Source organism: Pedobacter endophyticus (assembly GCF_015679185.1).
GTDB lineage: Bacteria > Bacteroidota > Bacteroidia > Sphingobacteriales > Sphingobacteriaceae > Pedobacter > Pedobacter endophyticus.
Genome location: NZ_CP064939.1, coordinates 727,288 through 753,221, shown reverse-complemented (window position 1 = coordinate 753,221; position 25,934 = coordinate 727,288). Strand labels below are relative to the sequence as shown.

Sequence of the window (25,934 nt, the reverse complement as noted above, 5' to 3'; positions counted from 1 at the left end):
TGCTGGATCGATGTAGGCTACTTTGCTTTAGTAAATTGGCATGTCTAATTCAAGCTCCCGGATGTAGTTAACAATTCCGCCTTTTAAGTTATACAGGTTGGTTAACCCGTGTTTTTCTTCTATTAATTTAATAGCGGCTGCACTTCTGCCACCCATTTTACAGTGAATAATTACCTTTTTATCGGTAGAGATTTTGGCGTACTCTTTTTCGATGGCTGAAAGCGGAATCAGCTCGCCGTCTATATTTACAATATCGTATTCGTAGGCTTCTCGTACATCGATAATTTGTATTTTCTCACCGCTTTTTTGCCATTCTATGAGTTCTGCGGGCGAAACCTCTTTTAGCTTTTTTTCGATTGCCGGTACGCCACAAAACTGTTCGTAATCAATTAAACCACCTTTGATGATCTCGTCGTTATCAAAATTCTTCTTGATGTTGTACGTCATCGATTCGAACGATAATGCATTAAAAGTATAAAGCTTTCCGCTCAGCGTTTCACCCACATTGGCTACAACTTTAATTACCTCGAGCGCCTGCATGCTGCCAATTATTCCGGGCAATACGCCAAGTACGCCGGCCTCCGAGCAGTTGGGTACCGATCCTGGTTCTGGTGGAAAGGGAAAGATATCCCTGTAATTCGGACCACGGCTTCCATCGGCCATTAAATTGTTGAAAACCGAAACCTGTCCCTCGAACTGGTAAATTGATGCATATACACTGGGTTTTCCCAAAATTACACAAGCATCGTTCACTAAATAGCGGGTGGGGAAGTTGTCAGTACCATCCGCAACAACATCGTATTGCTTTAAGATTTCTATTGCGTTTGAAGCGGTGATCTGAGTATTGTGCACTTTGATCTCGATATACGGATTTAGCAATTCGAGTCGCTGTTTGGCTTCGTCGGCTTTTGGTTTGCCGATGCAATCTATCCCGAAAACAATTTGACGTTGTAAGTTGCTATCGTCAACAACATCACAATCGAGGATGCCAATTTTGCCTATTCCGGCGGCTGCCAGATAAAGCAACATGGGGCTGCCCAAGCCGCCAGCACCAATTACGAGTACGCTCGAAGCTTTGAGCCTTTCCTGTGCCTCAATTCCAAAATCGGGCATGATGATGTGGCGGTTATACCGCGATTTTTCAGCTGCTGAAAATGTAATTTTAGACATGGTTATTTTTTATAAATGCCACCAGCAATGGCGGGTACAATACTGACGATGGAGTTCGTTTCAACCTCGGTTTCGGTTCGATTGAGGCTTCTTACATCTTCCTGATCAACAAAGATATTAACGAACGACCTGATGGTGCCTGCGCCGTCGAATAAATACTTTTTCATGTCGGGATAGGTCGACACCAAATCGTTCATAATTTCAGCGACAGTATGCCCAGAGGCATTTACCTTTGCGGTATTGTTTGTGTATTTTCGAAGGGGAGTGGGAATTAAAACAGTTGCCATGGTTAATTTATTGTTTTTATAAGTTGTTCTTCAAAGGCATTTTCGTGATTGAGTTTCCAACCTTTGAGTTCATTAATTTTAGTTTTTGATAGTGATAGTATAAGGTACAGGAAATTGGGAAAGGCAGCTTCGTGGTCTTCAACGGAAGGCATTGCTGGCTCGTTAGGGTGGGAGTGATACACACCAAGCAGTTTCGCATCTTTCTCCAGGGCCAGTTGCTCTGCGGCTATATAATCGGTTGCGCTGATTTGAAAAGATACTGTTTTTCTTTTTTCGCTCGTATTGATTACTTCTGTTGCAAAGGCGATATTCGATTCGTTGCCGAACAAGAACCCGCAACATTCATTTGGAAAACTGTTTTTAGCGCTAATTTGTATGGTTGAGAGCGCTTCTTCATCAATAGATATGTGCATGCTCGAAATTTGCCTTTAAATTTTGTGCCTCTTCTTTTAGTGTAACCGTTTGTATGCTGTCGGTCAGTATCTGAATAATCTCTTTAAAGCTTTCTACTTCGCACTGCTCGTGAGAGAGGTAATTCTCATCAAGGCCCCACTTTAAAATCTTCAATGTATCAGTTTCATCGGCCTTCTCGAGCGACGACGCTACACAACGGTACAGCGTTGAAGTAAGCCAGGCTTTTGCGTCAGCGTTATTTTGAAGGGACGATAATTTAGCCAGATCGGCGGTTAGAATGTCATCCGCAATGGGTAAAATAGACGATGTAATGATATCTTCTGTACCGCTGATACTACGCTCATTGTTTTCGTAAACATTGATCAAGAGGTTTAGATCGTGCGGTTGAGACCAGTCTAATTGCCCGCGAAAGAATTTTTCTTTATATCCGGGCGGATTTCCCCTAAATATTACCGGTATGGTTTTGCCTCGTTTTTGTATATAATAGAGGGCCACTTCGAGGCTTTCTACCGGCCACTCGAGATTTCTGACAATGAGAAAAGCTGATTTTTTCGGCTTAGCGCAAATAACCGCGTTTAACATGAGGTGAACCGCCTCGTTAACATTTTGAGCGGTTACATATTTGCCGGGGCTATGAATGGCCACATGATCAACTTCTTCATTGTTTTTTAGCTCGGTGTGCATTAGGCTATTATCGAGGATATGCGTAAACCGTACCATTGAATACAGGATTTCGCTCCTTTTTGCATAATGGTCGAAAATAAATTCACATATTTTTTTGCTTGCCGCATAAACCTCGCTGGTAAAATATCTGCTTGCCTTACCTGTAGATGAGAAAACGCAATGTTTTACAGAACCGCTTAACTCGCACGCCTGAACAACATTTAAGGTGCCAATTACGTTGTCGTTAATGGTTTCAAACGCATGATCTTCGGCGTAACCGGGGTTGCGCTGCGCTGCAGTATGAAACACCAGGCCGGGCTGATGTTGTTTAAAACATTCGATCAGGTGATCTCGATCAACAATGTCGCAATTGATGATTGTTACGCTTTCATCGGAGAATGGATTTTCGGATATTTTTGTTTTATCAATGATAACAATTCGTTTTGCGCCGAACGTGAGTAGCTTATTTACCAGGTTGCTGCCTACGCAGCCAAGCCCTCCGGTTACTAAGCAAACCTGACCGTCAAGAAGGGACTTCATTTCGTCCTGGGGCAGACTTAATGTTCTGTCGGCTGTGGTAGCGAAAGGATTCTCATCTAATCTGCCATTTTCCTTGTAAGCGGCAATAAGTTGATCTGTTAAGTCTGTAAGCGTGTTGTAAGTAAGCGGATCTTTATATTTTGGTGATAATTGCCATACTAGATCATAAATTGAAGCGATTTCTTCATGGTTAATTTTATTCATGATCGATAGTCCAAATTTTAAATTCTGTTAACCCAGTAGGTAAATAGTGATATTTATTTACAGGTTATGAGCGAAATTATAGACAATAACGACGGCGAACAATAGCCCTTTAATACTACAGCTTTGTAAGGATTTACAAGTCAGGCACAGTGGGTAAAATGCGGTGTAGTATTTTTTTTGCTCTTTCAGCTTTTTATTCCGAATAGCGTAATCACTCGCCAAAGCTAAAGGTCGACCGTACGAGTGTTGCAACAGAACTAATGATGATAATTGGAACGATTTCTGGAGGCATTTTATGTAGGTGATGATGGTTGAAATGTGGGCAGAAGCCTTGCAAATCTGTCTTCGCAATTTACGAAATTCTGCCCTGAATTAGCGTTTTTATTGCTGATTAATGTAAAAGATCGGGTACTTCGGTAGGTTTTTGGGGGGGGATTTAGGGTGTGCGGCGTTGGGATTAAAAAACAAAAAAGCCTCACATTTCTGTGAAGCTTTCTGTGATCCCGCTGGGATTCGAACCCAGGACCACTACATTAAAAGTGTAATGCTCTACCAGCTGAGCTACGGAATCATTTCCTTGTTGTTTAAGGAGGTGCAAATATAGGGATAAAAATTAATCGTGCAAATATTTTTGCCATTTGTTTGCAGTGCTTTCTACAAGCTGAAAAAAAATATTTAACAAGTGGTTGATTTATAATTTTGTAGGTTCGAAAAAAAAAATGATTTTTTTTTAAAATTATTTATTCGACTTCGGTATAAAATTTAAAAACGACTGAAATTGGGCCTTGTGTTTGTTCTTGTCGAGCTTAAAATAAAAGGCACCGCGTCGCGAGCTTGATTTGTCTTTTTCGGTTTGTTTAATTAATAGTCCACTTGCGGTAATTTTCCTGATAAAGTTGCGGTTATCAACGGGGGCGTCATACACCTGTTCGTACAAAGCCTGAAGTTGGGGAATAGTAAACTTTTTTGGCAGCAGCTCGAACAATATGGGGTGTAAAGCCGCCTGGTAACGAATTTTGTCCATTGCGGCCTTAACCATTTCATTGTGGTCGAATATCAACGCCGGCACCTCCTTCAGTTTAAACCATTCCGCATGAAACTGATCGTTGATTTGCTTGCTGTATTTGTTGATATCGATCAGCGCAAAATAAACCACTGAAACCGTACGTTCAATTGGGTCGCGGTCGGGGCGGCCATAGGCATGGAGTTGTTCAAGATAAACATCGTGCAAACCAGTTAGCTCCAACAAGATGCGTTTAGCGGCCCCGTCAAGGTCTTCCTGCTCGCCGATAAACCCGCCCATTAAGCTCCATTGATCTTTTACCGGTTCTATGGCTCTTTTAATAATCAGTAACTTTAGGTCTTCGCCATCGTAACCAAAGATGATACAATCTACCGCAACAAGAACAGGTTTCTGGTTTAAGTATTTAGCCATTTCTAAAATAAAGAGTTTAATTTTTGATCGTTATAATTCACAATGTAGCCTAAAATGTTCGGATACCCTTCAAATTCGGCGGCAGAATGCGTTGTGCAAAGTACGATACATTTCATGCCCGCATTTAAGGCCGATTCTACACCTTTCGGGGCGTCTTCAAATACCAAACAGTCATTTGGCGAAACATGAAGCGCATCGGCCGCCTTTAGAAAAGTTTCTGGATCGGGTTTGCTATGTTGCACGTCGTCGGCACTCACAATCGCCGCTAAGTAATCGCGAATCTTTAATCCATCGACAACGAAATCGATGTTGAAGGGAATGGCCGCAGAAGCTATGGCCATTAAAATTCCATGTGTTTTTGCTTTTGCTAAAAATGCTGACAAGCCATCTAAAAGGGCTAAATGCGGTAAATAGCTTTGCTGATAACGTCTTTCTTTTTCGATCGACAACCTGTCCATCTGCTCCGTATTGAACCGACCTCTACCGAAAACGCGTTCCAAAACCTCGTGATTTTTTCCATACATCTCTCTCTTTACCGTTTCGTAATCGAGATTTTCGCCTAAGCTTTCGTTCATTACAAATTGCCAGGCCAGCGTGTGGTATTCCATGTCGTTAATCATGGTCCCGTTCAAATCGAACAGAAATGCCTTTGGTTTAAAGTTGAAGTTTTGCATCGAATGCGAAAATAGATATGATTTTTTTAAACACGTCAAAAACAGCCCAATATTAAAAGAATTAAATCTATAATCGTTATAACAACGCTAATTTATTTGTGTGAGCTTTGGACGAAAGATGGATTTTTGATGGTCGATTGCTTGATATTTTAGAATAGTTTTAAAAGAAAGAGGTCAAGTTTTTTAAAACTTGACCTTCGTTTTCGACTTAGTATTTCTTTAAGCCCTCATTTAAGGCGTTAATAGCCGATCAGGAAATTGAGTAATTTTTTCGATGGTTAATTGTTGCATAATTTGGTAGAGGTGGGTTTTGAACATGTTGATCGTATGTTCTCCTCCCTGATCGCCCAGGGCGCCAACACCGTACATAAACGGGCGACCCATAAAATTAAACTCCGACCCGACGGCGTGCGCTCTCGCCAAATCTACACCTGAGCGGATGCCACCATCGAGCATTATTTTAAGCTTTGACTTATACAACGGGTTGTTGGCTAGTTTAATTAGTGAGTTTATTGATGATTCGCCAGCATCGATTTGTCTTCCTCCGTGGTTTGAAACAATCACACCATCTACGCCAATTTGGATAGCCGCCTGCATGTCTTCGTCGGTGGCAATACCTTTAAGCACCAATGGACCTTTCCACAGATCGCGTATGGCCGACACTTTTTCAATATCAACCTTTCCGGTAAAAGTTTTGTTCATAAACTGCCCGAGTTGCGACATGTCCATGCCTTTTTCCATGTAAGGTTTTAGCGTAGCAAACGATGGAATGCCATGTTGCAAGGTCTTAATTCCCCATAAAGGACGAGCAAAGGCCTGCAAGATGTTGTTTATCGACATTTTGGGCGGAATAGATAATCCGCTCTTAATTTCCTTGTAGCGAAGGCCAAATGCGGGAACATCGACCAGAACAACCAAAACAGGACATTCAACAGCCTTCAATCTATTCAAAATGTCGTCCCTTAAACTATTTTCCGTTGGGTGGTACAATTGAAACCACGCTTTTCCGTCTGAAACTTCTGCAATCCGCTCAATGCTGCTGGTTGATACGGTGCTTAAAGTATACGGAATATCGTGTTTAGCAGCCGCTTTGGCCAAAATTTCTGGTGCGTTGGGCCACATCAATCCTTGTAAACCGATGGGCGATATTCCAAATGGGGCGCTATATTTACGACCAAATAGTTCGACAGACATATCAATATCTCCGCCAACGCGTAAATAATTTGGTTTTAAGTAGATATCGTCGAAATCGTTCTCATTTCGGGCTAAGTTGAGGCCTTCATTACAGCCGCCTTCCAAATAATCAAAAGCAAATTTGGGAATTCTCGTTTTTGCCTTTTTTCTTAAATCGGCAACGGAAGGGTATTGTGAATGGTAAGGAAATGTAATCTTTTTACTCATATTTATTTGGTTATCTAACTCAGACATCTGTTTGAAAGGCGAAAACTAGTATTTTGTATTCAGCTTTCCATCCTGCACTATCTGCTATTTGAACAGGCTACACCTTGTAAAAAGCTTTGGCATTTGCGTTAAAAATTAGTTTCCTTTCCTGCTCGGTAAATCGCTCAACATATTTGCTTACCAAGTTAAACCAATCTAAATACGGTCTGCTAATTAGCATTACAGGCCAATCGCTTCCGTACATAACACGGTTTGGACCGAAGTTTTCGAAAATAACATCGAAGCAATTAAAAATTTCTACCTCTTTCCAGTTTTTCCAGTCAGCTTCTGCCAACAGGCCAGAGATTTTGCAGTACACACGTGGATTTTGAGCAAGTATTTTAATATTCTCGGCCCAAGCGCTTAAATCCTGCGATTTTACATCAGGTTTGCCGCAATGATCTAACACAAAAGGCTGCTCGGGAATTTGATCGACCATTTTAATGATGCTTTCCAATTGATTGTGGTAACATAGCAAATCGTATGTGTAACCGTAATTTTTCAGCTGTTTAATACCATCGATAAATTTGGGATCGAGAATAAACTCAGCGCTTTCGGCCTGAAGCACATGTCGCCAGCCCTTAATTTTCTTAAAGTTGTTCCAATAGTATAATCGCTCAATCAAATTCGGGTTTTTCAGATCAATCCATCCTACAATTCCCTTAATAATATCGTTGTGATTAGCTAAGGAGAGCAGAAATTCGTTCTCTGCTTCTGTCTGACTGGCCTGCACGGCAATACATCCCGAAATTTTAAGCTCACCGTAAATTCGCATCAGGTTTTTGGGCGAAAAATCTTTTCGGATAACTTTCATGTCATCGGTAATCCAACTATCTCTAACGGGATCAAAATTCCAGAAGTGTACGTGCGTGTCAATCATAAATTAAAGTTTAAAGATTTTATCCATCATTCTCCATTTTTCGCCCGCTTTTGCACCGGGAAGCGCTTGCTGGTATTTCCACATCAAAGTTTCCCATTCCTGCACTTTAGTATTTTTCAAATCGGCCTTCGCTTTTTCGTCAAAAGAGAAAGCCTCGTTCGTGTCCATAATCATAAAGAGGCGGTTTCCACTGAGGTATATCTCCATATCGGTAATGCCAGCGGAGGTAATGCTGTCTAAAATCTCAGGCCAAACCGCTTGATGATACTGCTTGTACGCAGCAATAAGTTCGTCATCATCGATCAAATCGAGTGTAAAGCAGTATCTTTTCATATTAGTTTTCTTGATAGGCCTTAACCGTTTGTTTGCTGCTGCCCAATCCGTCAATTCCCAACTCCACCACATCGCCAGCTTTTAAATACCAAGGTTCGGGTTTTTGGCCTAAGCCTACACCAGCAGGAGTTCCTGTTGTAATAACATCGCCCGGTAAAAGCGTCATAAACTGGCTGATGTACGAAATCATAAAAGGCACATTAAAGATCAAGTTCGATGTATTTCCATCTTGCAAGGTTTCTCCGTTTACGGTTAACCAAAGGCGAAGGTTATGTACATCGGCAATTTCATCTTGCGTGGCAATAAATGGCCCGATGGGTGCAAATGTATCGCAGCTTTTGCCCTTTACCCATTGTCCGTTTCGCTCAATCTGAAATTCGCGTTCGCTATAATCGTTATGCAAAACATAGCCGGCAATATGATCCAAGGCGTTTTCTTGGCTAACGTAGCTCGCTTTTTTACCGATTACAATGGCCAATTCAACTTCCCAATCGGTTTTTTTACTGTTTTTTGGGATAATAAGATCATCATTAGGACCAACGATGGCCGAAGTAGCCTTAAAAAACAAAATGGGTTCGGCCGGAATCGGCGCATTGGTTTCGGCAGCATGATCTTTGTAGTTTAACCCCACGCAGATAATTTTAGATGGACGAGCCAAGGCAGGACCTAAGCGAACGCCTTTGTCTACTTCGGTTAAAGTGGCCGATTCGATGTCCTTTTTTAGTTTTTCAAGTCCATCGCCGCCAAAAAATGCCTCGTCGTAATCGTTTACCAATGCCGAAACATCAAAATATTTCTCATCTATAATTACACCCGGTTTTTCAAATCCCGGCTCGCCAAATCGTATTAATTTCATTTTTAAAGGTATTTATATTGATTTAAATTTGTATTCGTTAAAATAAGAAGGTGCTGGTGCTAAAACAAAAAATTAAAGCCCTTATTTTTTTTGGGGTTGTTAAGTTCTTCAAACCGATTAATTTCGGTTTGTAAGGCCAGTAACGTAAGGCTGTTTTAAAAAGCTCAATCCGATTTGTATTTCTCATGTTGAGTTTTCCAAAACGCCTTTTTAAGCACTTATACAAGTCCTTTCGACCACTTGTCCCGACTTCTCGGGAAGTTACCATTGAGTTTTTTAAAAACAATTCAAAACCGTCATTTCGAGCGCAGCCGAGAAATCTTTGGACCTAACTTTGCGCTAAGATTTCTCCTCCGTGGGAGCTCCTATGGAGCACTTCGGTCGAAATGACGACTTCTTTTATAGAAACCCCCGCGATTGATTCTATAAGCATCGTCATTCCATAGTGATTTTTTGCTAAAAATGTGTCGTTAGCCCTTATCGGCATTAATTATTCAAAGTTGTAAAACCACCATCAATAGGGTAGTCGCAACCAGTAATAAACGATGCTTCATCGCTACATAAGTATAAGGCCAATGCACCAATTTCCTCGGGTTTGGCCATTCTGCCGATGGGTTGTGTTTTAGATAGTTTCTCAAACATTTCCTCAATATTATCAGGATAGTTCTTTTGCAAAAAGCCATCTACAAACGGAGTATGCACCCGGGCAGGCGAAATGGAGTTACATCTAATATTTTCTCCGATATAATCTTTTGCCACACTCATCGTCATCGCTTTTACCGCACCTTTTGCCGTGCTATAAGCAAAGCGATCAGGGAGGCCAATTAGCGAGGCAATGGAGGCCATGTTAATAATTACACCGCCGCCTGCTGCCCTAATTTGCGGAATGGCAGCGTATAAACAGTTATAAACCCCTTTTACGTTTACCAGCATAATGCGGTCAAAATCAGATTCTTCAGTGGTATCGGCCTTGCCAATATGTGCAATACCGGCGTTGTTTACCAAAATATTTATCTTGCCAATTTGTTCAAAAATATTTTTAACAGCTTGGTGGTCGGCCACATCGCAGGCATAACTGAAAGCTCGTCCGCCAGCGCTGCTGATTTCGGCTAGGGTAGATGCTGCCTGCTCAATACCCAGCTCTATAATATGAACCTCGGCGCCCTGCTTTGCAAGGGTAGTTGCAATGGCCTTTCCAATTCCGCTTCCACCGCCGGTAACTACTGCTTTTTTATTTGTTAATGAAAACATGTTCTTGCTTTAAATAATGTTCAATTGTATGATGAAATATATGAATTAAAATGGTTCGTCTTCCAAAAAACTATAAATTTAAATGCGTTTGCCAGCATGTTGCACCAGCCGAAGATTATAATTGATTAGAATTGGAATACAAATAAAATAAATATTGTTGATTAAAACCTTTCCGTTTTTATCAAAATCTGAGCCTATATTATCAAATCCGTTTCTGGCGTTTCAGCGGGCTTTACCTTGCAGAAATTTTACACAATGGTTAATCTGTTTTTCTTATATTTGAATGTTGTTTTTATATGTAAATAATAGTTGAGGGGTCATCGGATGAATCTAGGCGCATTGCAAATATTTATCCAATGACTATTGCATAGAATAACTGAGAAGTCATCGGATGAATCTGGGCGCATTGCAAATATTCATCCGATGACTATTGAAACCGAGAAGTCAGCGGATGAATCTAGGCGCATTGCAAATATTCATCCGATGACTATTGCATAGAATAACTGAGAAGTCATCGGATGAATCTGGGCGCATTGCTAATCTTCATCCGATGACTATTTTACAAAAAATTTTAACCAAATATTTTAAAAAAAGCTTCTGAACGGAGCTTGTTATTAAAGCCATGCGAATGAGAAATTTTCTGATCTTTACCATCTGCTTAATTACGTTTCCCATTTTTTCCGAAGCACTTACCATTGATAAAAAGCAAAAAACAATCGTTATTTCCAACGAGGATCATTCGCGGATAAGTTTTGGCGTTGAAAAGCTATCAAAAGCGCTATCCACCATCGGTTATACAATAAAGATTGCGAAAAAACAAAGATCGACTCAGGCGAAGGGCTTGATTGTGGTTGGCGTTTTAACAGATAACGGTTTTATGGCTGGTGTTCCGCAGGCCATAAAAAGCAAGGTTGCCAGTCAAAAAGAAAGTTTTGTGATTTCGAAAACGCAAAACGGTACGTTATATATTATTGGTTACGATACTTCGGGGGCACTTTACGGCTGTATGGAACTGATAAATCAGATTGAAGCGCAAAAGCAGCTGCCCGAAACTTTATCGCTGGCCGATCACCCAGAAATGGTTTTGCGGGGCACTTGCATCGGCCTCCAGAAGCCCGATTATCTTCCCGGGCACGATGTTTACGAATATCCCTACACATCCGAAACCTTTCCGTGGCTTTACGATAAAAAACTGTGGATCAAGTATCTCGACATGATGGTCGAAAACCGTTACAATTCGCTTTACCTATGGAACGGACATCCATTTTCGTCGCTGTTAAGGTTAAAGGATTATCCCTATGCGGTAGAGGTTGATGAGCCAACATTGAAGAAAAATGAGGAGATTTTTCAGTTTTTAACCCACGAGGCCGATAAACGTGGCATTTGGGTAATTCAGATGTTTTACAACATCATTATTCCGAAGCCTTTTGCAGATAAACATGGGTTAAAAACACAAGATCGCAATCGCCCGATTATTCCGCTGATTGCCGATTACACCAAGAAATCGATTTCGGCCTTTGTAGAGAAATACCCGAATGTAGGCTTAATGGTTGCTTTGGGCGAGGCAATGGAAGGCGTGGGGCAGGATGATATCGATTGGTTTACGAAGACGATTATCCCCGGTGTAAAAGACGGTTTGAAAGCCGCCGGAATTAAGGAAGAACCGCCAATTGTGTTGCGGGCGCACGATACCGATGCACCGAGCGTGATGAAAGCCGCCTTGCCCTTATACAAAAATCTTTATACCGAAAATAAATTTAATGGTGAAGCTTTAACCACATACGAACCACGTGGCGATTGGGCGGAACTGAACAGAAAACTGGCCGCTATCGGAACTATTAATATTTCGAACGTGCATATTTTGGCCAACTTGGAGCCTTTTAGATACGGATCGGCCGATTTTATCCAGAAATCGGTTCAGGCGATGAACAAAATATACAATGCCAAAGGGTTGCATTTATATCCGCAACATAGCTATTGGGATTGGCCTTACGCAGCCGATAACGTACAGGGAAGAATTTTGGAGGTTGATCGCGATTGGATTTGGTACAAGGAATGGGCACGTTATGCGTGGAAATCGCAACGCGATCGGAATGAGGAAATTAATTACTGGGGCAAGGAACTGGCCAATAAGTACGGCGCTGATTTAGCGGGCGGCAAGGCGATTTTGAATGCTTACGAAGAATCGGGAGAGATATCGCCAAAGTTGTTGCGCAGATATGGCATTACCGATGGCAACAGGCAAACGTTGACCTTGGGCATGTTGATGACGCAGTTGATTAACCCCTTTAGATACGGCTTATTTACTTTAATGTACGAGTCGGAAGCGCCTGAGGGCGAAATGATTATCGATTATGCCGAAAAAGAATGGAAGAAGCAAGGCCACATCGGCGAAACGCCCGTTCAAATTGCAAAAGAAGTAGTTGAACATGGAAAAAAGGCCTTGGTATCAATCAATTCGGTTAAGGCCACAAAAGATGTTGAGGAGTTTAATCGCCTAAAAAACGATATGTACTGTTACGACGAAATGGCCAACTTTTATGCCGAGAAGGTAAAATCGGCACTTTGGGTATTGCGTTATAAATATTCGAACAATGTGGCTGATTTAGAACAAGCCTTGCCGTTTATTCAAAAAAGTGTAGATCATTATGCAAAATTGGTTAAGTTGACGGATAGCAGCTACTTATACGCCAATAGCATGCAAACCAAGCAGCGCAAAATACCGATGCGTGGCGTAGATAAAACCTTTATCCACTGGCGAGAAATGTTGCCCGTTTTTACCCGCGAGCTCAATCATTTTAAGCAAAGTATCGATTCACTAAAATCGATAAAAGGAGGTGCGGTTGCTAAGATTGTACCTTACAAAGCGGCCAATGTAAATGTGCTTAACGTAACCGAAAGCTATGGTGTTAATAAAGGCGTAAATGTTTTTGCCGATACAACCGTTCAAATTAAGGAAGTGGCTGAGCAACTGATCGGTTTAAAGGGAGTGAAGCTTTCGAGGCAAAAACAACTTAAAACAGGAACGGAGATCAAGTTTACTACCAAAGTTCCGGTAAAGTTATTGGTAGGTTTCTTCAATCAAAAAGACGCTAAGTTTTTAGCGCCACCACAATTAGAAACCGATGCAAGCGCCAATAATTACGGCCAGTCGGAAATAAAGATCTCGAATGCGCTCGTGTTAAATGGCTATCCGCCTGCCAATGTTCATGCTTACTCTTTCCCAGCGGGAACACATACCTTAAATTTGGGCAAGGGCGAGTGTTTGGTATTGGGTTTTATTGATGATAAACAAGAACTACGCATTTTTAATGCAGGTTTGGATGGACGCGGAAAGGATATAGACTGGTTATTTGAATGATGATAAATACAAGAAATTTAATTGCAACCGTTTCATTGTCGGTAATGACCATGACGGGTTTTGCGCAACAGCAAGCCATTTTAGGAACAGCTAAATTGAAAAAATATGTCACGTATTTTAATTCAATTGATACCGAAGCTGTGAAGAATTATGTTCCAAATAGTGAGGCGTTTAATTGGCTGGCTGAGCAGGCACCGATGTTCGAATGTCCGGATTCGGTATTGGAGCAAAATTATTACTATCGATGGTGGACTTTTAGAAAGCACCTCGTTAAAACGCCCGATGGATTTATTTTTACCGAGTTTATTGAGCCTGTAAAACATGCCGGAAAATACAATTCGATAAGTTGTGCCTTGGGGCATCATATTTACGAAGGGCGGTGGCTGAAAGATAACCGTTACTTAAAGGATTACATTAAATTTTGGCTTTATAAGGCCGATGTTGGGCAAACTAAGCAGCGGTTTCATCAGTTTAGCAGCTGGATTGATGATGCCGTTTATCAAAATTATCTGGTAAAGCCCGATCAGGCATTTTTGAAAGAGATACTTCCGGCATTAGATGAGGATTATGCCAAATGGGAAACGCAAAGGCAGCTTAAAAATGGCTTGTTTTGGCAAAATGATGTGAAGGATGGCATGGAAGAATCGATCAGCGGTTCAAGAAGAGATCAGAACCAGCGCCCAACGATTAACAGTTATATGTACGGAAACGCGGTTGCCTTAAGTAAAATCGCCGAAATGTTTGGCAATCGACCCTTGGCGTCAAAATACAGGGACAAGGCCTTAACGATTAAAAGTTTGGTGCAAGATAGTTTATGGAATACTTCAGCGAATTTCTTTGAGACGAGAAAGGCAAAAGGCGGTTCATCAAATGTACGTGAGGCGATTGGTTTTACGCCATGGGATTTCAACTTACCTGATGATAAAGCGATGTATGCCAAAGCTTGGGATCAAATATTAGATACCGCTGGCTTTAATGCACCTTGGGGCTTAACCACTGCCGAAAGGAGAGACCCCACTTTTAGAACCCGGGGAACGGGGCATAGCTGCGAATGGGACGGTGCGTTATGGCCTTTTGCAAGCTCACAAACGCTAAAGGGCCTTGCCAATTTGCTTACCAATTATAAAAAGCACGGTAAAATGAATGCAAATGTGTTTTACGATAAATTGCATCAATACGCTGCATCGCATTTTAAGGATGATAAGCCATACATCGGCGAATATCAAGACGAAAAAACGGGCTATTGGCTAAAAGGGGATAACCCAAGAAGTACTTTTTACAATCATTCTACATTTAACGATTTGATTATTAACGATTTGATAGGGATAAAGCCCCGTCAGGATAATGTACTCGAGGTGGAGCCCCTAATTCCGAAAAATAAATGGGATTGGTTTGCCTTAGATAACTTGACGTATCACGATAAAGCAGTGTCGATAGTATGGGATAAAACCGGTGAAAAATACAATAAGGGAAAAGGCTTCATGATTTTTGTAGATGGGAAAGAGATTTATCATGGCAATAAGATAAAGCCTGTGAAAGTGGAGATGAGCCTCTCCCCATCAATGTAAGTAATAGGGCTAAAATGTGTGGGTAAAAAAATGAGCTGTCATTCTGAGCATAGCGAAGAAACCCCAAGCGATGGAATGCAGGCTTTAAAACAGCACAAACCAAAAGCGAGCGTAGGTGGGTAAAGGAGGGCAGTGCTAATAGGAAAGAGATTTACTTTGTAGCTGCTTCGCGGTCTTCGTGCCTCAGAATGACAACAAGATTCGTCTTCAGTCAATTGAAACTGACGGCAATGAATGGACAAGCGAGATGTATGTGGCGCTTTACAAGTAAGCAACCTGCATTTCATTGCCGTTGACTTCAGTCAACGGGTAAGGGCTGGCAATGAATGGACAAGTGAGATGTATGTAGCGCTTCACAAGTAAGCAACCTGCATTTCATTGCCGTTGACTTCAGTCAACGGGTGAGGGCTGGCAATGAATGGACAAGCGAGATGTATGTAGCGCTTCACAAGTAAGCAACCTGCATTTCATTGCCGTTGACTTCAGTCAACGGTAAAGGGCGGCCGGTGGCAATTAGGCGACAGATTTACTTTGTAGCTGCTTCGCGGTCTTCACTGCGTTCAGAATGACAAGCCACAGGGTTTAAACCAGAGACATCAAAACCCTCTCTTCAGGAGAGGGAGGTTACAATAGTTGCCTCACTACTGCCTTTCAAAGGGTGAGGCTTTTAAACAAACAAAACAAATGAAACACATCTTCAAGTTCCTCTTTTTCGTCTCCATCGCTTTCGCGGCATTAAAATCCGATGCGCAAACCTTTTACAATGTATTAAAATACGGTGCAAAAAACGATAGCAGTAAACTCGCTACAACAGCGATAAAAAACGCCATTGAGGCCGCTTCAAAAGCAGGCGGTGGTACGGTTTATTTTCCTGCGGGAAAGTATTTAACGGGCGCAATTCACTTAAAGAGCAACATCACCATTTTTATTGATGCCGGGGCCGAACTCCATTTCAGCGATAACTTCGATGATTATTTACCCATGGTAAAAAGCCGTTACGAGGGTGTTGATGTAACCAGTTTTTCGCCTTTATTTTATGCTTACAAAGCCGAAAATATCTCCATTATCGGTCGGGGGATAATTGATGGGCATGGCAAAAAATGGTGGGATTTTGTTGAGGGCTACAAAGAGGGCCAAGCCAGATCGAAATGGCAAACTATGTTTGACGGCTTGAACAAGGACATTCTGTTGCCCGACGACCCCAAACAAATGAAGCGGGGATTTATGCGTCCGCCGTTTATACAGACAATGTTCTGCAAAAACGTGTTGATTGATGGCATTACCATCCGGAACTCGCCCTTTTGGACGGTAAACCCCGAGTTTTGCGAAAACGTGAAAGTACATGCAGTCACCATTAACAACCCACATTCGCCAAATACAGATGGAATCAACCCCGAATCGTGCAAAAACGTACACATATCCGATTGCCACATCAGCGTGGGCGACGATTGCATTACCATTAAATCAGGGAAAGATGTGCCCGGTCGAAAAATGGGTGTTCCCGCAGAAAACTATGTCATCACCAATTGCACCATGTTATCCGGCCACGGCGGAGTAGTAATCGGCAGCGAAATGAGTGGCGATGTTCGTAAAATTACCATTTCAAATTGCGTGTTTGACGGTACCGATCGTGGCATCCGTATTAAAACGGCGAGGGGAAGAGGCGGTGTAGTTGAAGAGATCAGGGTTAGCAACATCATCATGAAAAATATTGGCTTACAGGCCATCGTTTTAGATATGCAATACGCTAAAACGGAAGTTGAGCCCGTTTCTGAACGGACACCTAAGTTTAGGAATATTCATTTGAGCAACATCACCGGGCAAGTGAATCAAGCAGGTTATATTAATGGGTTGGAAGAAATGCCTGTGGAAAACATCACGTTTAACGACATTAATCTGGAGGCCAAAACAGGCTTCGATATCAAAAATGCCAATCGAATCGAATTTCATAACGTTGAGGTAAACACCGAGTTGGGCGCATCAATTCAAGCTTCAAAGGTCAATCGATTAGTTATCGACGGCGTCAAAACCTACACACCGCATTCAAATTCGGCTGTGGTAGCGCTTAACAATGTTTCTGATGTGTTTCTGTACAACGCTTTTCCAACAAAGGAAACGGTTAATTACCTTAAAGTTAGCGGTAACGAAACAAAGAATATTATATTAGGGAACAATTATTTCAAAAACATAAGAGAAGCTGTGAAGCGAGAAAAGGAAGTATCCGAAGATGTTTTCTCAATTGCTGGCGATAAAACACCGTAACATGAACCTCAAAACCGTATTAATAGTCTTGTTTAGCTTAGCTTTTTTCTCAGCTTTTGCCCAAGATAAAAATCAAATGCTTTGGTACACCAAACCTGCCGAAAAATGGACGGATGCCTTGCCTATCGGGAACGGAAGATTGGGTGCGATGATTTTTGCGGGTGCGGAAAATGAGCATATTCAGTTTAACGAGGAAACATTATGGACAGATAAGCCACGAGATTTTAACAAAACAGGTGCTTATCAATATTTGCCCCAAATTAGACAATTACTAGCGGAGGGAAAACAAAAGGAAGCTGAGGAGTTGGCTCAAAAAGAGTTTATGGGGCTAAAAAGTGAAACCGGCGACCGTGCAGCGTGGGTAAACGCAATGAAAGCCGCAAAGGGAATGAACGGCAATGCTGCTTCGGCAAGTTACGACGATAAGCTTTGGAAAACGATTCCGGTTCCGGCTTATGAGGGTTGGGAAACCGTTGGCCTGAAGAATTTAGACGGCGCAGTTTGGTTCAGAACTACTTTCAACGTTCCCGAAAATTGGTCAGGCAAAGATTTGGTTTTGGAGCTGAACAAGATTTTCGATCAGGATTTTACTTACATCAATGGAAAATTGCTCGGCAATACCGAGGGCGCCGAACCACGGAAATACAGCGTTTCTAAAAACTTGATTCATAAGGGGATAAATACCATCGCCATTCAGGTGCTCAACTATTACGATCGGGGCGGAATTGGCGGGTACAAAGATACTTCTAAAAAAATCGGCATTTATCCGGCAGGTTCAAATGTTGATGCGGGAATTTCGCTGGTAAAGGACTGGAAATACAAGATTCAAGATCAAAATCCGCCAGCAATTGGGCAGTACCAAGCCAGTTATCAGCCCTTTGGCGATCTGAATTTGCAGTTTTCTCATCGTGGAAAAATCACTAATTATAAACGATCGCTTGATTTGGCTACGGCCGTTGCAAAAACGAATTACACCATAAACGGCATAAATTACACCCGCGAATATTTTGCCAGCCAGCCGAACCAAGCTGTAATTATTCATCTAACGGCCGATAAAACGGGTTCAATCAGTTTCAATGCCGCGTTGTCCAGTCTTCACCAAAACTCCAGCGTAAAAACTTTGGGCAACAATACCATTGCGCTTTCGGTGGAGGTAAAAGATGGTATTTTGAAAGGCGAAAGCAGGTTAACAGCAATTGTTAAAAATGGCTCGGTTAAAGTGATAAACAATCAGTTCAACATTGCTAAAGCCGACGAAGTAACCTTATATTTAACGGCGGGAACGAATTTTATCGACGCTCATCACGTTTCAGGGAAACCAGAAACAGCCAATATCAATTCGATTAAATCGCTTCAGGGAAAATCCTTTGCTCAGGCCAAGCAAGATCATATCAACGAATATCAAAGCTATTACAATACCTTTAAGGTCGATTTTGGAAAATCGGAAAACGAAAACCTACCAACTGATCAGCGATTGGAAAAATTTGGAAGCTCAAACGATCCTGCTTTTGCCGCACTTTACATGCAATATGGCAGGTATTTGTTGATTTCGAGCTCTCGTCCGGGTACACAACCCGCTAATTTACAAGGCATTTGGAATGATTTATTAACGCCGCCATGGGGAAGCAAGTATACCACCAACATTAACATGGAGATGAATTACTGGCCAACCGAAATCCTCAATCTGTCGGCAATGAACGAACCGTTGTTCACTAAAATAAAAGGAGTGGCAAAAAACGGGGCTGAAACGGCGAAAGCCTATTACAACGCAAAAGGCTGGGTGTTGCACCACAATACCGATTTATGGAACGGAACAGCGCCAATTAATGCGTCAAATCATGGCATTTGGGTAGGTGGCGGCGGTTGGTTGAGTCAGCATTTGTGGGAACATTATTTGTTTAGCAAAGACCAAAAATTCCTGAAAAACGAGGCTTATCCCTTAATGAAAGAAGCGGCTTTATTTTATACTGATTTTTTGGTGAAAGATGCAAAAACGGGTTGGTTGATTAGCACGCCGTCAAATTCGCCCGAAAATGGCGGGCTGGTTGCAGGCCCAACGATGGATCATCAAATTATCCGCTCGTTATTTACAAACTGCATTGCAGCGGCCGACGTGTTAAATGTTGATGAGGCATTCAAAAAATCGCTGCAAGAAAAGGTAAAGCAAATAGCGCCCAACCAAATCGGTAAGTACGGCCAGTTGCAAGAATGGCTTGAAGATAAAGACGACACCACAAACAAGCATCGCCATGTGTCGCATTTGTGGGGCGTTTACCCGGGCAACGACATTACGTGGGATGCCGACTCAAAAATGATGAATGCAGCAAAACAGTCGCTCATTTACCGTGGAGACGAAGCTACAGGATGGAGCCTGGCATGGAAAATAAACTTTTGGGCAAGGTTTAAAGATGGTAACCACGCCATGAAGATGATTAAAATGCTGTTAAAACCAGCCCGCAATGGCGCAGGATCGTACGTTAACCTTTTTGATGCCCACCCGCCGTTCCAAATTGATGGCAACTTTGGCGGCGCAGCAGGAATTGCCGAAATGATTGTTCAGAGCCATCAGGGTTATATTGATATTTTGCCTGCTTTGCCAACCGCAATTGCCGATGGAAAAGTGGAGGGAATCAAAGCCCGCGGAGGTTTTGAGTTGGATTTAAGTTGGGAGGATGGAAAGTTGACTGCTTTAACTGTTAAATCGATTGTTGGCGGAAAGTGCAAGGTGAAATATCAGGGCAAAGAAATTGAGTTTAATACAAAAGCTGGCGAAAGTTATAAAATGAATGGGGATTTGAAACTAAAATAAATCGTGGTTGGTTTTGTCATCCTGAGTGTAACGAAGGATCCCCAAGCGATGAGATACAAAACGCCGCTAACCCACTGCCAAGGGGAAGTGAGAGGGCAAGGACGGTGAGAGGTAGTAAACAGATTCTTCGTACCTACCATTGACGGTTTTGTGCAACTCGCTGTTTATAAGCCTCTACATGAACGGTCGTCCTGCTGAATTCATTTCAGCATCTTTCTTGCTATAAAGACCCTAGATCCCGTACATACGGGACAGGGTGACGAGGCGGTTAATCAGAGCGCATAACATTAACGTCATTCATATTGATTTTTATGCAATAAATTACAACTCAGAATGACAAAAAGCTTCGGAACACAAAACGCGAACAGGCCCACTGCCAAAGAGAGCCCGCGAGTGGGCACAGGCACACAGCCGATGCAAAAAAGGGAAGTCAAGCTTTTGAAGCTTGACTTCCCTGAAAAAAATATGATACATTAATATGAATAAAACATTCCTAATCACTTTTTTACTGTTTTTAGTCACGAGAATATATGCTCAAGGCATTCGGAAAGATGTTTCCTTAAACTCAAACTGGGAAACCATTGCGGATGAAAAGAGCAAAGACGCTTACAAAGGCTTCGAATTAGGCAGCTATCAGCCATCAAACTGGAAAACAGTAAATGTTCCGCATAATTGGGATCAATACGAAGGCTATCAACGTAAGTTACACGGTAACAAACATGGTTACGCATGGTACCGCAAAACCTTTAAAACCGACGGAGTAAAAGCAGGGAAAAGGTTTTTTCTTTATTTTGAAGGCGTAGGTTCATATGCTACAGTTTGGCTAAATGGCAAAAAAGTTGGCTATCACGCTGGCGGACGGACAACCTTTACCTTAGATGTGACGGATGCAATTAAGCTCAACAATCAGGAAAATGTTTTAGCCGTTCGGGCAGATCATCCCGCAAATATTCAAGATTTGCCTTGGGTTGATGGCGGTTGTTCAACCGAACGTGGCTTTTCAGAAGGTTCGCAACCAATGGGCATTTTCCGCCCCGTTCATTTTATTACAACGAACGAAACACGCATTGAACCGTTTGGCGTTCACATTTGGAATGATCACAAAATTTCTGAGAAATCGGCGGTGCTAAATCTTGCTACAACCGTTAAAAATTATGGAAACAAGCCCAAATCGATCACCATTTCGAACCAGCTACTCGATGCCAATGGAAAAATCATCAAATCATTAAAAAGTAACTTTAATATCGCCGCAGGAAAAGTAGTTGAGATTTCGCAAAAAACGGATGAAATTTTAAATCCAAAACTTTGGTCGTTAGAAAGCCCGTATCTCTACACCTTAAAAACGTCGATAAGTGAGAACGGACAAGTAGTCGACGAGGTAAGAACCCCCTACGGTATCCGTTGGATTAGCTGGCCCATAGGCGAGCAGGCCAACCAGAAAGTGTTTCTGCTCAATGGAAAGCCCGTTTTTATTAACGGAATTGCCGAATATGAACATTTAATCGGGCAAAGTCATGCCTTTACAAACGAGCAGGTTTCATCAAGGGTCAGGCAAATCAAGGCAGCCGGTTTCAATGCATTCCGTGATGCCCATCAACCACATAACTTACTGTATTCTGATTATTGGGACAAGGAAGGAATCCTCTGCTGGACGCAAATGGCGGCGCATATTTGGTATGATACGCCCGAGTTTCGAAAGAATTTTAAGACACTTTTGATCGACTGGGTAAAGGAGCGCAGAAACAGTCCGGCGGTGGTTTTATGGGGCTTGGAAAATGAAAGTACCTTGCCCGAGGATTTTGCCAAGGAATGCACCGAACTGATCCGCAAGCTCGACCCAACAGCATCATCGCAGCGAAAGGTAACCACCTGCAACGGCGGCAAGGGAACCGATTGGGACGTGCCGCAAAACTGGACAGGCACTTACGGTGGCAACCCGCAAACTTACGCAGAAGATTTACAAAGGCAGGTTTTGGTAGGGGAGTACGGGGCTTGGCGCACCATCGATTTGCATGATGTTGATGCCAACGGAAAGGGTTATACTGAAAACAAAATGACCGATTTAATGGAAACCAAAGTTCGCTTGGCCGAAACCGCCAAAGATAAAACTGCCGGGCATTTCTTTTGGTTGTACAGTTCGCACGATAATCCCGGTCGGGTGCAGGGCGGCGAGGGCTTACGCGATTTAGATCGTGTTGGACCCGTAAATTACAAGGGAATGTTTACCCCATGGGAAGAACCGACCGATGTTTTTTACATGTTCAGAGCTAATTATGCACCGAAACAAACCGAGCCGATGGTCTATATCGTATCACATACGTGGCCAAATCGCTGGAAAAATCCCGGCATTAAAGATAGCGTTGTGGTGTATTCCAATTGCGATGAAGTGGAACTGTTTAATGATGTTGATGGACAATCTCTAGGTAAGCAAAAGCGTGGCACAATCGGAACGCATTTCCAGTGGGAGAAGCCAAATATCAAATACAATGTGCTTTATGCGGTGGGTTATGTAAATGGAAAAGCCGTGGCGAAAGATCAGATCGTGTTGAATAATTTGCCGCAATCGCCCAATTTCAATCGACTATACACAGAAAAGCATGGCATTACGCAACCTGTAAAGGGCTACAATTATCTGTATCGCGTGAATTGTGGTGGGGCCGATTTTGTTGATCAAAACCAAAACAAATGGTCGGCTGACCGCAATTTGACTGCGAAAACTCGGTTTGGCTCAACTTCGTGGTCAGCAAATTTTCCCGGTATTCCTGCTTTTTTCGCAAGCCAAAGGCGAACTTTCGATCCAATTAAAGGCACATCCGACTGGAAGCTTTTTCAATCGTTTCGCTACGGGAGAGACCAATTGAAATACCATTTTCCCGTTCCCGATGGCGAGTATTTAGTGGAGCTGTACTTTATCGAGCCGTGGCTGGGCATCGGCGGCGGCATGAATGCAGAAAAGATGCGGCTATTTGATGTAGCTATCAACGGGAAAACCGTTCTGAAGGATCTGGATATCTGGAAAGAAGTCGGTACAAATCGGCTGCTGAAAAAAACGGTAAAGGCGACCGTTAAAGGCGGAAGTTTAGATATTTCTTTCCCACAAATCAAAGTTGGGCAAGCAGTTATTTCGGCCATTGCTATAGCCAGTTTAAATGCGGAAATTGAGTCCGCTCAGCAAAGCGATTCGATTGTAAAAGGAACATTAACAGCTGATTATAAGCTCAACAGCTGGATGGATATTGGCAACAAGCAATTTGCAGCCGATAAAATCGAGTTTACATCCCTTCCACCAAATTTGTATGGTGCCGAATGGATCCAAAAGTCGACGGCGAAAGGCCAGACGGATTTGAAGTTTACCGTGAGCGATGAAGCGGATGTTTTTGTTGCTGTGAATGCAAATACGAAACCATTGGAAGGTTACGAAGATACCAAAACGCAAATCGAAAATAGTGCTGGTGAGAAGTTTACCGTTTATCGCAAACGCTATAAAAAGCACGATGACGTCAGCTTGAATGGCGATTTTGCTACCATTGCCATCATCCCGCCAAGCGATTTACCACCGGCCTATGATTTAAAAACGGTGAGCACCTACAAAGCGGTCGATGCAACTTTGCGGGGTATCAGCATCGTAAGGGAAGAATTAATGGATAAACAACGCGTTACTTTTAAGGCTGCCCAAGGTGGTGTTTTAGAATGGACAATAGGCGTTGGTGTGGCCGATACCTATTCGCTTACGATTAAATACCACAATCCGTTTGAGCAAGTTTTAAAAGGAAAACTAGAATTTTTGGCCGCCGACGGAACGTTAATGAAAACGGAAGAAGCCGAGTTTGCACCCACAAAAGCCGGAAAATGGAACTATTTAAATACAAACACAGGTAGCATGATTAACGCCGGAAGTTATAAAGTTCGGCTAATTGCAACGGAAGCGAAAGGATTGTATATTGATGCATTGGATGTGCAGTAAGATTTTTCGTCATTGCGAGGCTGGGTTCGAGCGAGCCGAAGCAATCTCTCTCGAATTAGATTGCTTCACTCCGTAGCAAAGCCCATTTCTTTGTTCGCAATGACGATTTTTGATAGAATTCACTATCAAGATAAAATCCTATAAGATGTAGCCAAAATCTTATATGAATACAGAAACTTAGTCATGCATATTTGCTTAAACCAAATTAATAACCGAGCCAACAAATAATGAAAGGTCTTCCAATTTTCGATCTTGCGATTATCTTCATCTACCTTGTTGGAATGATATTGGTTGGGGTTTATTTTTCGAGGAAGAATAAAAACTCCGAACAGTTTACTAAAGCTTCCGGCCTGATTCCTGGCTGGGCAATCGGATTATCCATATATGCCACGTTTTTAAGTAGCAACACCTTTTTGGGCGTTCCGGGCAAAGCATTTGGAAGCAACTGGAATGCATTTGTATTCAGCATTTCGATGCCTTTAGCCGCTTGGATAGCCGCAAAGTACTTCGTTCCCTTTTACCGCAACACGGGCGAAATATCGGCTTACACACATTTCGAGCACCGTTTTGGCGCATGGGCAAGGGTTTATGCCGTAGTCTTTTTTCTGCTCACACAGCTAGCTAGAATGGGTTCCATTTTCTTTGGTATTGCGTTGAGTTTGCAAGCCCTAACCGGGTATTCTATGCAGATGATCATGATCGTAATGGGCATCTGCATCATCATTTACACCGTTCTGGGCGGAATTGAAGCGGTAATATGGACAGAAGTAGTACAAGCGGTGGTGAAAACCTTTGGCGCTTTACTTATTCTGTATCTGGTGGTTAGCAACATGGACGGTGGCGTTTCAAAAATCATCGAAATTGGAAAGGCATCCGATAAATTTAGCTTAGGAACGTTCAATTTTGATTTCGTAGGCTCGTCGTTTTGGGTGGTACTTTTATATGGCTTTTTTATCAATCTCAACAACTTTGGGATGGATCAAAACTATGTTCAGCGTTACCACACCGCATCATCGAGCAAAGCCGCTTCCAAATCAATTTGGTTATGCGTATGGTTATACATTCCCGCGTCGTTACTGTTTTTTATTATAGGATCTTGCTTATTTGCCTATTACGAGGTTAACCCCGAACTGGTGCAATCTATCAAGCATCAGGTAGCAATAGAGCGTTTGCCCTTAAACGCTTCGGCTGCCGAGATTTTGAAAGTTCAGAACGCTTTGCAACCGGCAGATTACGGCGATAAGATCATGCCGCACTTTATGGTTACAAAGATTCCGGTGGGATTGGTGGGCTTAATTGTTTCAGCAATTTTATCAGCAGCCATGAGCACCATAAGCTCGGGCATGAATGCCTCGGCCACGGTATTCTCGGTCGATATTTACAAGCGCTATTTTAAGCCAAACATCAACGAAAAACAGAATTTATCGCTGTTGCACATCGCAACAGTCGTTTTTGGCCTGCTGGGAATGATTGCGGGCATTGCCATGATCGGTGTAAAAAGCATCTTGGATGTTTGGTGGCAATTGTCGGGCATCTTTGCAGCAGGCATGTTAGGTTTATTCCTTTTGGGGATTGTAAGTAAAAAGACCAAAAACCACGAAGCCATTATCGCCACCATCATTGGGATATTGGTAATTATATGGATGACTTTTTCGGCGCTGCTGCCGCCAGAATATGAGGCCTTTAAAAATCCTTTACATCAAAACATGATTATTGTAATGGGCACATTAACCATTTTCTTGGTCGGGATTTTTCTGACGAGAATAAAAAAACAGCACATACAAAACACTTCTTGATCTCTCCAACATCCAATCAATTAGCTA

17 protein-coding genes and 1 tRNA gene are annotated in these 25,934 nt (G+C 42.3%); 6 read left to right on the top strand and 12 right to left on the bottom strand.

Going from position 1 to position 25,934, the window contains the following annotated elements; translation table 11 throughout:
- Window positions 1-27: 27 nt before the first annotated feature.
- The 12 genes from IZT61_RS02990 to IZT61_RS02935 all read right to left on the bottom strand — a co-directional run bounded on the left by IZT61_RS02990 (window position 28) and on the right by IZT61_RS02935 (window position 10,147).
- The gene (locus IZT61_RS02990; RefSeq protein ID WP_196099717.1) at window positions 28-1,170 is read right to left on the bottom strand and encodes a ThiF family adenylyltransferase; all 1,143 of its coding nucleotides are present in this window, start codon (window positions 1,168-1,170) and stop codon (window positions 28-30) included.
- Between the two features lie 2 nt (window positions 1,171-1,172).
- The gene (locus IZT61_RS02985; protein ID WP_196099716.1) at window positions 1,173-1,457 is read right to left on the bottom strand and encodes a MoaD/ThiS family protein; all 285 of its coding nucleotides are present in this window, start codon (window positions 1,455-1,457) and stop codon (window positions 1,173-1,175) included.
- Between the two features lie 2 nt (window positions 1,458-1,459).
- On the bottom strand, window positions 1,460-1,870 hold the full coding sequence (locus tag IZT61_RS02980; RefSeq protein ID WP_196099715.1) for a Mov34/MPN/PAD-1 family protein: 411 nt from the start codon (window positions 1,868-1,870) through the stop codon (window positions 1,460-1,462).
- Window positions 1,854-3,278: a polysaccharide biosynthesis protein gene (locus IZT61_RS02975; protein WP_196099714.1), complete on the bottom strand. Its 1,425-nt coding sequence runs from the start codon at window positions 3,276-3,278 to the stop codon at window positions 1,854-1,856. The genes IZT61_RS02980 and IZT61_RS02975 overlap by 17 nt, the downstream gene beginning before the upstream one ends.
- Window positions 3,279-3,776: 498 nt before the next feature.
- Window positions 3,777-3,849 (bottom strand) — tRNA-Lys (locus IZT61_RS02970).
- A gap of 165 nt (window positions 3,850-4,014) precedes the next feature.
- A complete protein-coding gene (locus IZT61_RS02965; RefSeq protein WP_196099713.1) occupies window positions 4,015-4,713 on the bottom strand; it encodes an NUDIX hydrolase in 699 nt (232 codons plus the stop codon).
- A 2-nt stretch (window positions 4,714-4,715) separates the two neighbouring features.
- Entirely contained in the window at window positions 4,716-5,387 is a 672-nt protein-coding gene (locus IZT61_RS02960; RefSeq protein WP_196099712.1) for an HAD family hydrolase, read from the bottom strand.
- A 231-nt stretch (window positions 5,388-5,618) separates the two neighbouring features.
- Entirely contained in the window at window positions 5,619-6,788 is a 1,170-nt protein-coding gene (locus IZT61_RS02955) for an alpha-hydroxy acid oxidase (protein ID WP_196099711.1), read from the bottom strand.
- Window positions 6,789-6,885: 97 nt separating this feature from the next.
- Window positions 6,886-7,707: an amidohydrolase family protein gene (locus tag IZT61_RS02950; protein WP_196099710.1), complete on the bottom strand. Its 822-nt coding sequence runs from the start codon at window positions 7,705-7,707 to the stop codon at window positions 6,886-6,888.
- Between the two features lie 3 nt (window positions 7,708-7,710).
- Complete coding sequence (locus tag IZT61_RS02945; protein ID WP_196099709.1) at window positions 7,711-8,040, bottom strand: L-rhamnose mutarotase; 330 nt, start codon at window positions 8,038-8,040, stop codon at window positions 7,711-7,713.
- A gap of 1 nt (window position 8,041) precedes the next feature.
- Window positions 8,042-8,896, bottom strand: coding sequence for a fumarylacetoacetate hydrolase family protein (locus IZT61_RS02940; protein WP_196099708.1), 855 nt, complete (start codon window positions 8,894-8,896; stop codon window positions 8,042-8,044).
- A 486-nt stretch (window positions 8,897-9,382) separates the two neighbouring features.
- Window positions 9,383-10,147, bottom strand: coding sequence for an SDR family NAD(P)-dependent oxidoreductase (locus IZT61_RS02935; protein ID WP_196099707.1), 765 nt, complete (start codon window positions 10,145-10,147; stop codon window positions 9,383-9,385).
- 628 nt (window positions 10,148-10,775) lie between these two features.
- Here IZT61_RS02935 and IZT61_RS02930 point away from each other — a divergent pair.
- The 6 genes from IZT61_RS02930 (at window position 10,776) to IZT61_RS02905 (ending at window position 25,907) form a co-directional block, all read left to right on the top strand.
- Complete coding sequence (locus IZT61_RS02930) at window positions 10,776-13,508, top strand: alpha-d-galacturonidase (protein ID WP_196099706.1); 2,733 nt, start codon at window positions 10,776-10,778, stop codon at window positions 13,506-13,508.
- Window positions 13,505-15,076: an MGH1-like glycoside hydrolase domain-containing protein gene (locus tag IZT61_RS02925; RefSeq protein ID WP_196099705.1), complete on the top strand. Its 1,572-nt coding sequence runs from the start codon at window positions 13,505-13,507 to the stop codon at window positions 15,074-15,076. The genes IZT61_RS02930 and IZT61_RS02925 overlap by 4 nt, the downstream gene beginning before the upstream one ends.
- 684 nt (window positions 15,077-15,760) lie before the next feature.
- Complete coding sequence (locus IZT61_RS02920) at window positions 15,761-17,338, top strand: glycoside hydrolase family 28 protein (protein WP_196099704.1); 1,578 nt, start codon at window positions 15,761-15,763, stop codon at window positions 17,336-17,338.
- Window position 17,339: 1 nt separating this feature from the next.
- Entirely contained in the window at window positions 17,340-20,147 is a 2,808-nt protein-coding gene (locus IZT61_RS02915; RefSeq protein ID WP_196099703.1) for a glycoside hydrolase family 95 protein, read from the top strand.
- A gap of 478 nt (window positions 20,148-20,625) precedes the next feature.
- Entirely contained in the window at window positions 20,626-24,111 is a 3,486-nt protein-coding gene (locus IZT61_RS02910; RefSeq protein ID WP_196099702.1) for a malectin domain-containing carbohydrate-binding protein, read from the top strand.
- A gap of 227 nt (window positions 24,112-24,338) precedes the next feature.
- The gene (locus IZT61_RS02905) at window positions 24,339-25,907 is read left to right on the top strand and encodes a sodium:solute symporter (RefSeq protein WP_196099701.1); all 1,569 of its coding nucleotides are present in this window, start codon (window positions 24,339-24,341) and stop codon (window positions 25,905-25,907) included.
- The last annotated feature ends 27 nt before the right edge of the window (window positions 25,908-25,934 follow it).

Excerpts from the sequence above, each read along its gene's own strand:
- IZT61_RS02990 (WP_196099717.1), bottom strand. The coding sequence starts at position 1,170 with ATGTCTAAAATTACATTTTCAGCAGCTGAAAAATCGCGGTATAACCGC.
- IZT61_RS02985 (WP_196099716.1), bottom strand. The coding sequence starts at position 1,457 with ATGGCAACTGTTTTAATTCCCACTCCCCTTCGAAAATACACAAACAAT.
- IZT61_RS02980 (WP_196099715.1), bottom strand. The coding sequence starts at position 1,870 with ATGCACATATCTATTGATGAAGAAGCGCTCTCAACCATACAAATTAGC.
- IZT61_RS02975 (WP_196099714.1), bottom strand. The coding sequence starts at position 3,278 with ATGAATAAAATTAACCATGAAGAAATCGCTTCAATTTATGATCTAGTA.
- IZT61_RS02965 (WP_196099713.1), bottom strand. The coding sequence starts at position 4,713 with ATGGCTAAATACTTAAACCAGAAACCTGTTCTTGTTGCGGTAGATTGT.
- IZT61_RS02960 (WP_196099712.1), bottom strand. The coding sequence starts at position 5,387 with ATGCAAAACTTCAACTTTAAACCAAAGGCATTTCTGTTCGATTTGAAC.
- IZT61_RS02955 (WP_196099711.1), bottom strand. The coding sequence starts at position 6,788 with ATGAGTAAAAAGATTACATTTCCTTACCATTCACAATACCCTTCCGTT.
- IZT61_RS02950 (WP_196099710.1), bottom strand. The coding sequence starts at position 7,707 with ATGATTGACACGCACGTACACTTCTGGAATTTTGATCCCGTTAGAGAT.
- IZT61_RS02945 (WP_196099709.1), bottom strand. The coding sequence starts at position 8,040 with ATGAAAAGATACTGCTTTACACTCGATTTGATCGATGATGACGAACTT.
- IZT61_RS02940 (WP_196099708.1), bottom strand. The coding sequence starts at position 8,896 with ATGAAATTAATACGATTTGGCGAGCCGGGATTTGAAAAACCGGGTGTA.
- IZT61_RS02935 (WP_196099707.1), bottom strand. The coding sequence starts at position 10,147 with ATGTTTTCATTAACAAATAAAAAAGCAGTAGTTACCGGCGGTGGAAGC.
- IZT61_RS02930 (WP_196099706.1), top strand. The coding sequence starts at position 10,776 with ATGAGAAATTTTCTGATCTTTACCATCTGCTTAATTACGTTTCCCATT.
- IZT61_RS02925 (WP_196099705.1), top strand. The coding sequence starts at position 13,505 with ATGATGATAAATACAAGAAATTTAATTGCAACCGTTTCATTGTCGGTA.
- IZT61_RS02920 (WP_196099704.1), top strand. The coding sequence starts at position 15,761 with ATGAAACACATCTTCAAGTTCCTCTTTTTCGTCTCCATCGCTTTCGCG.
- IZT61_RS02915 (WP_196099703.1), top strand. The coding sequence starts at position 17,340 with ATGAACCTCAAAACCGTATTAATAGTCTTGTTTAGCTTAGCTTTTTTC.
- IZT61_RS02910 (WP_196099702.1), top strand. The coding sequence starts at position 20,626 with ATGAATAAAACATTCCTAATCACTTTTTTACTGTTTTTAGTCACGAGA.
- IZT61_RS02905 (WP_196099701.1), top strand. The coding sequence starts at position 24,339 with ATGAAAGGTCTTCCAATTTTCGATCTTGCGATTATCTTCATCTACCTT.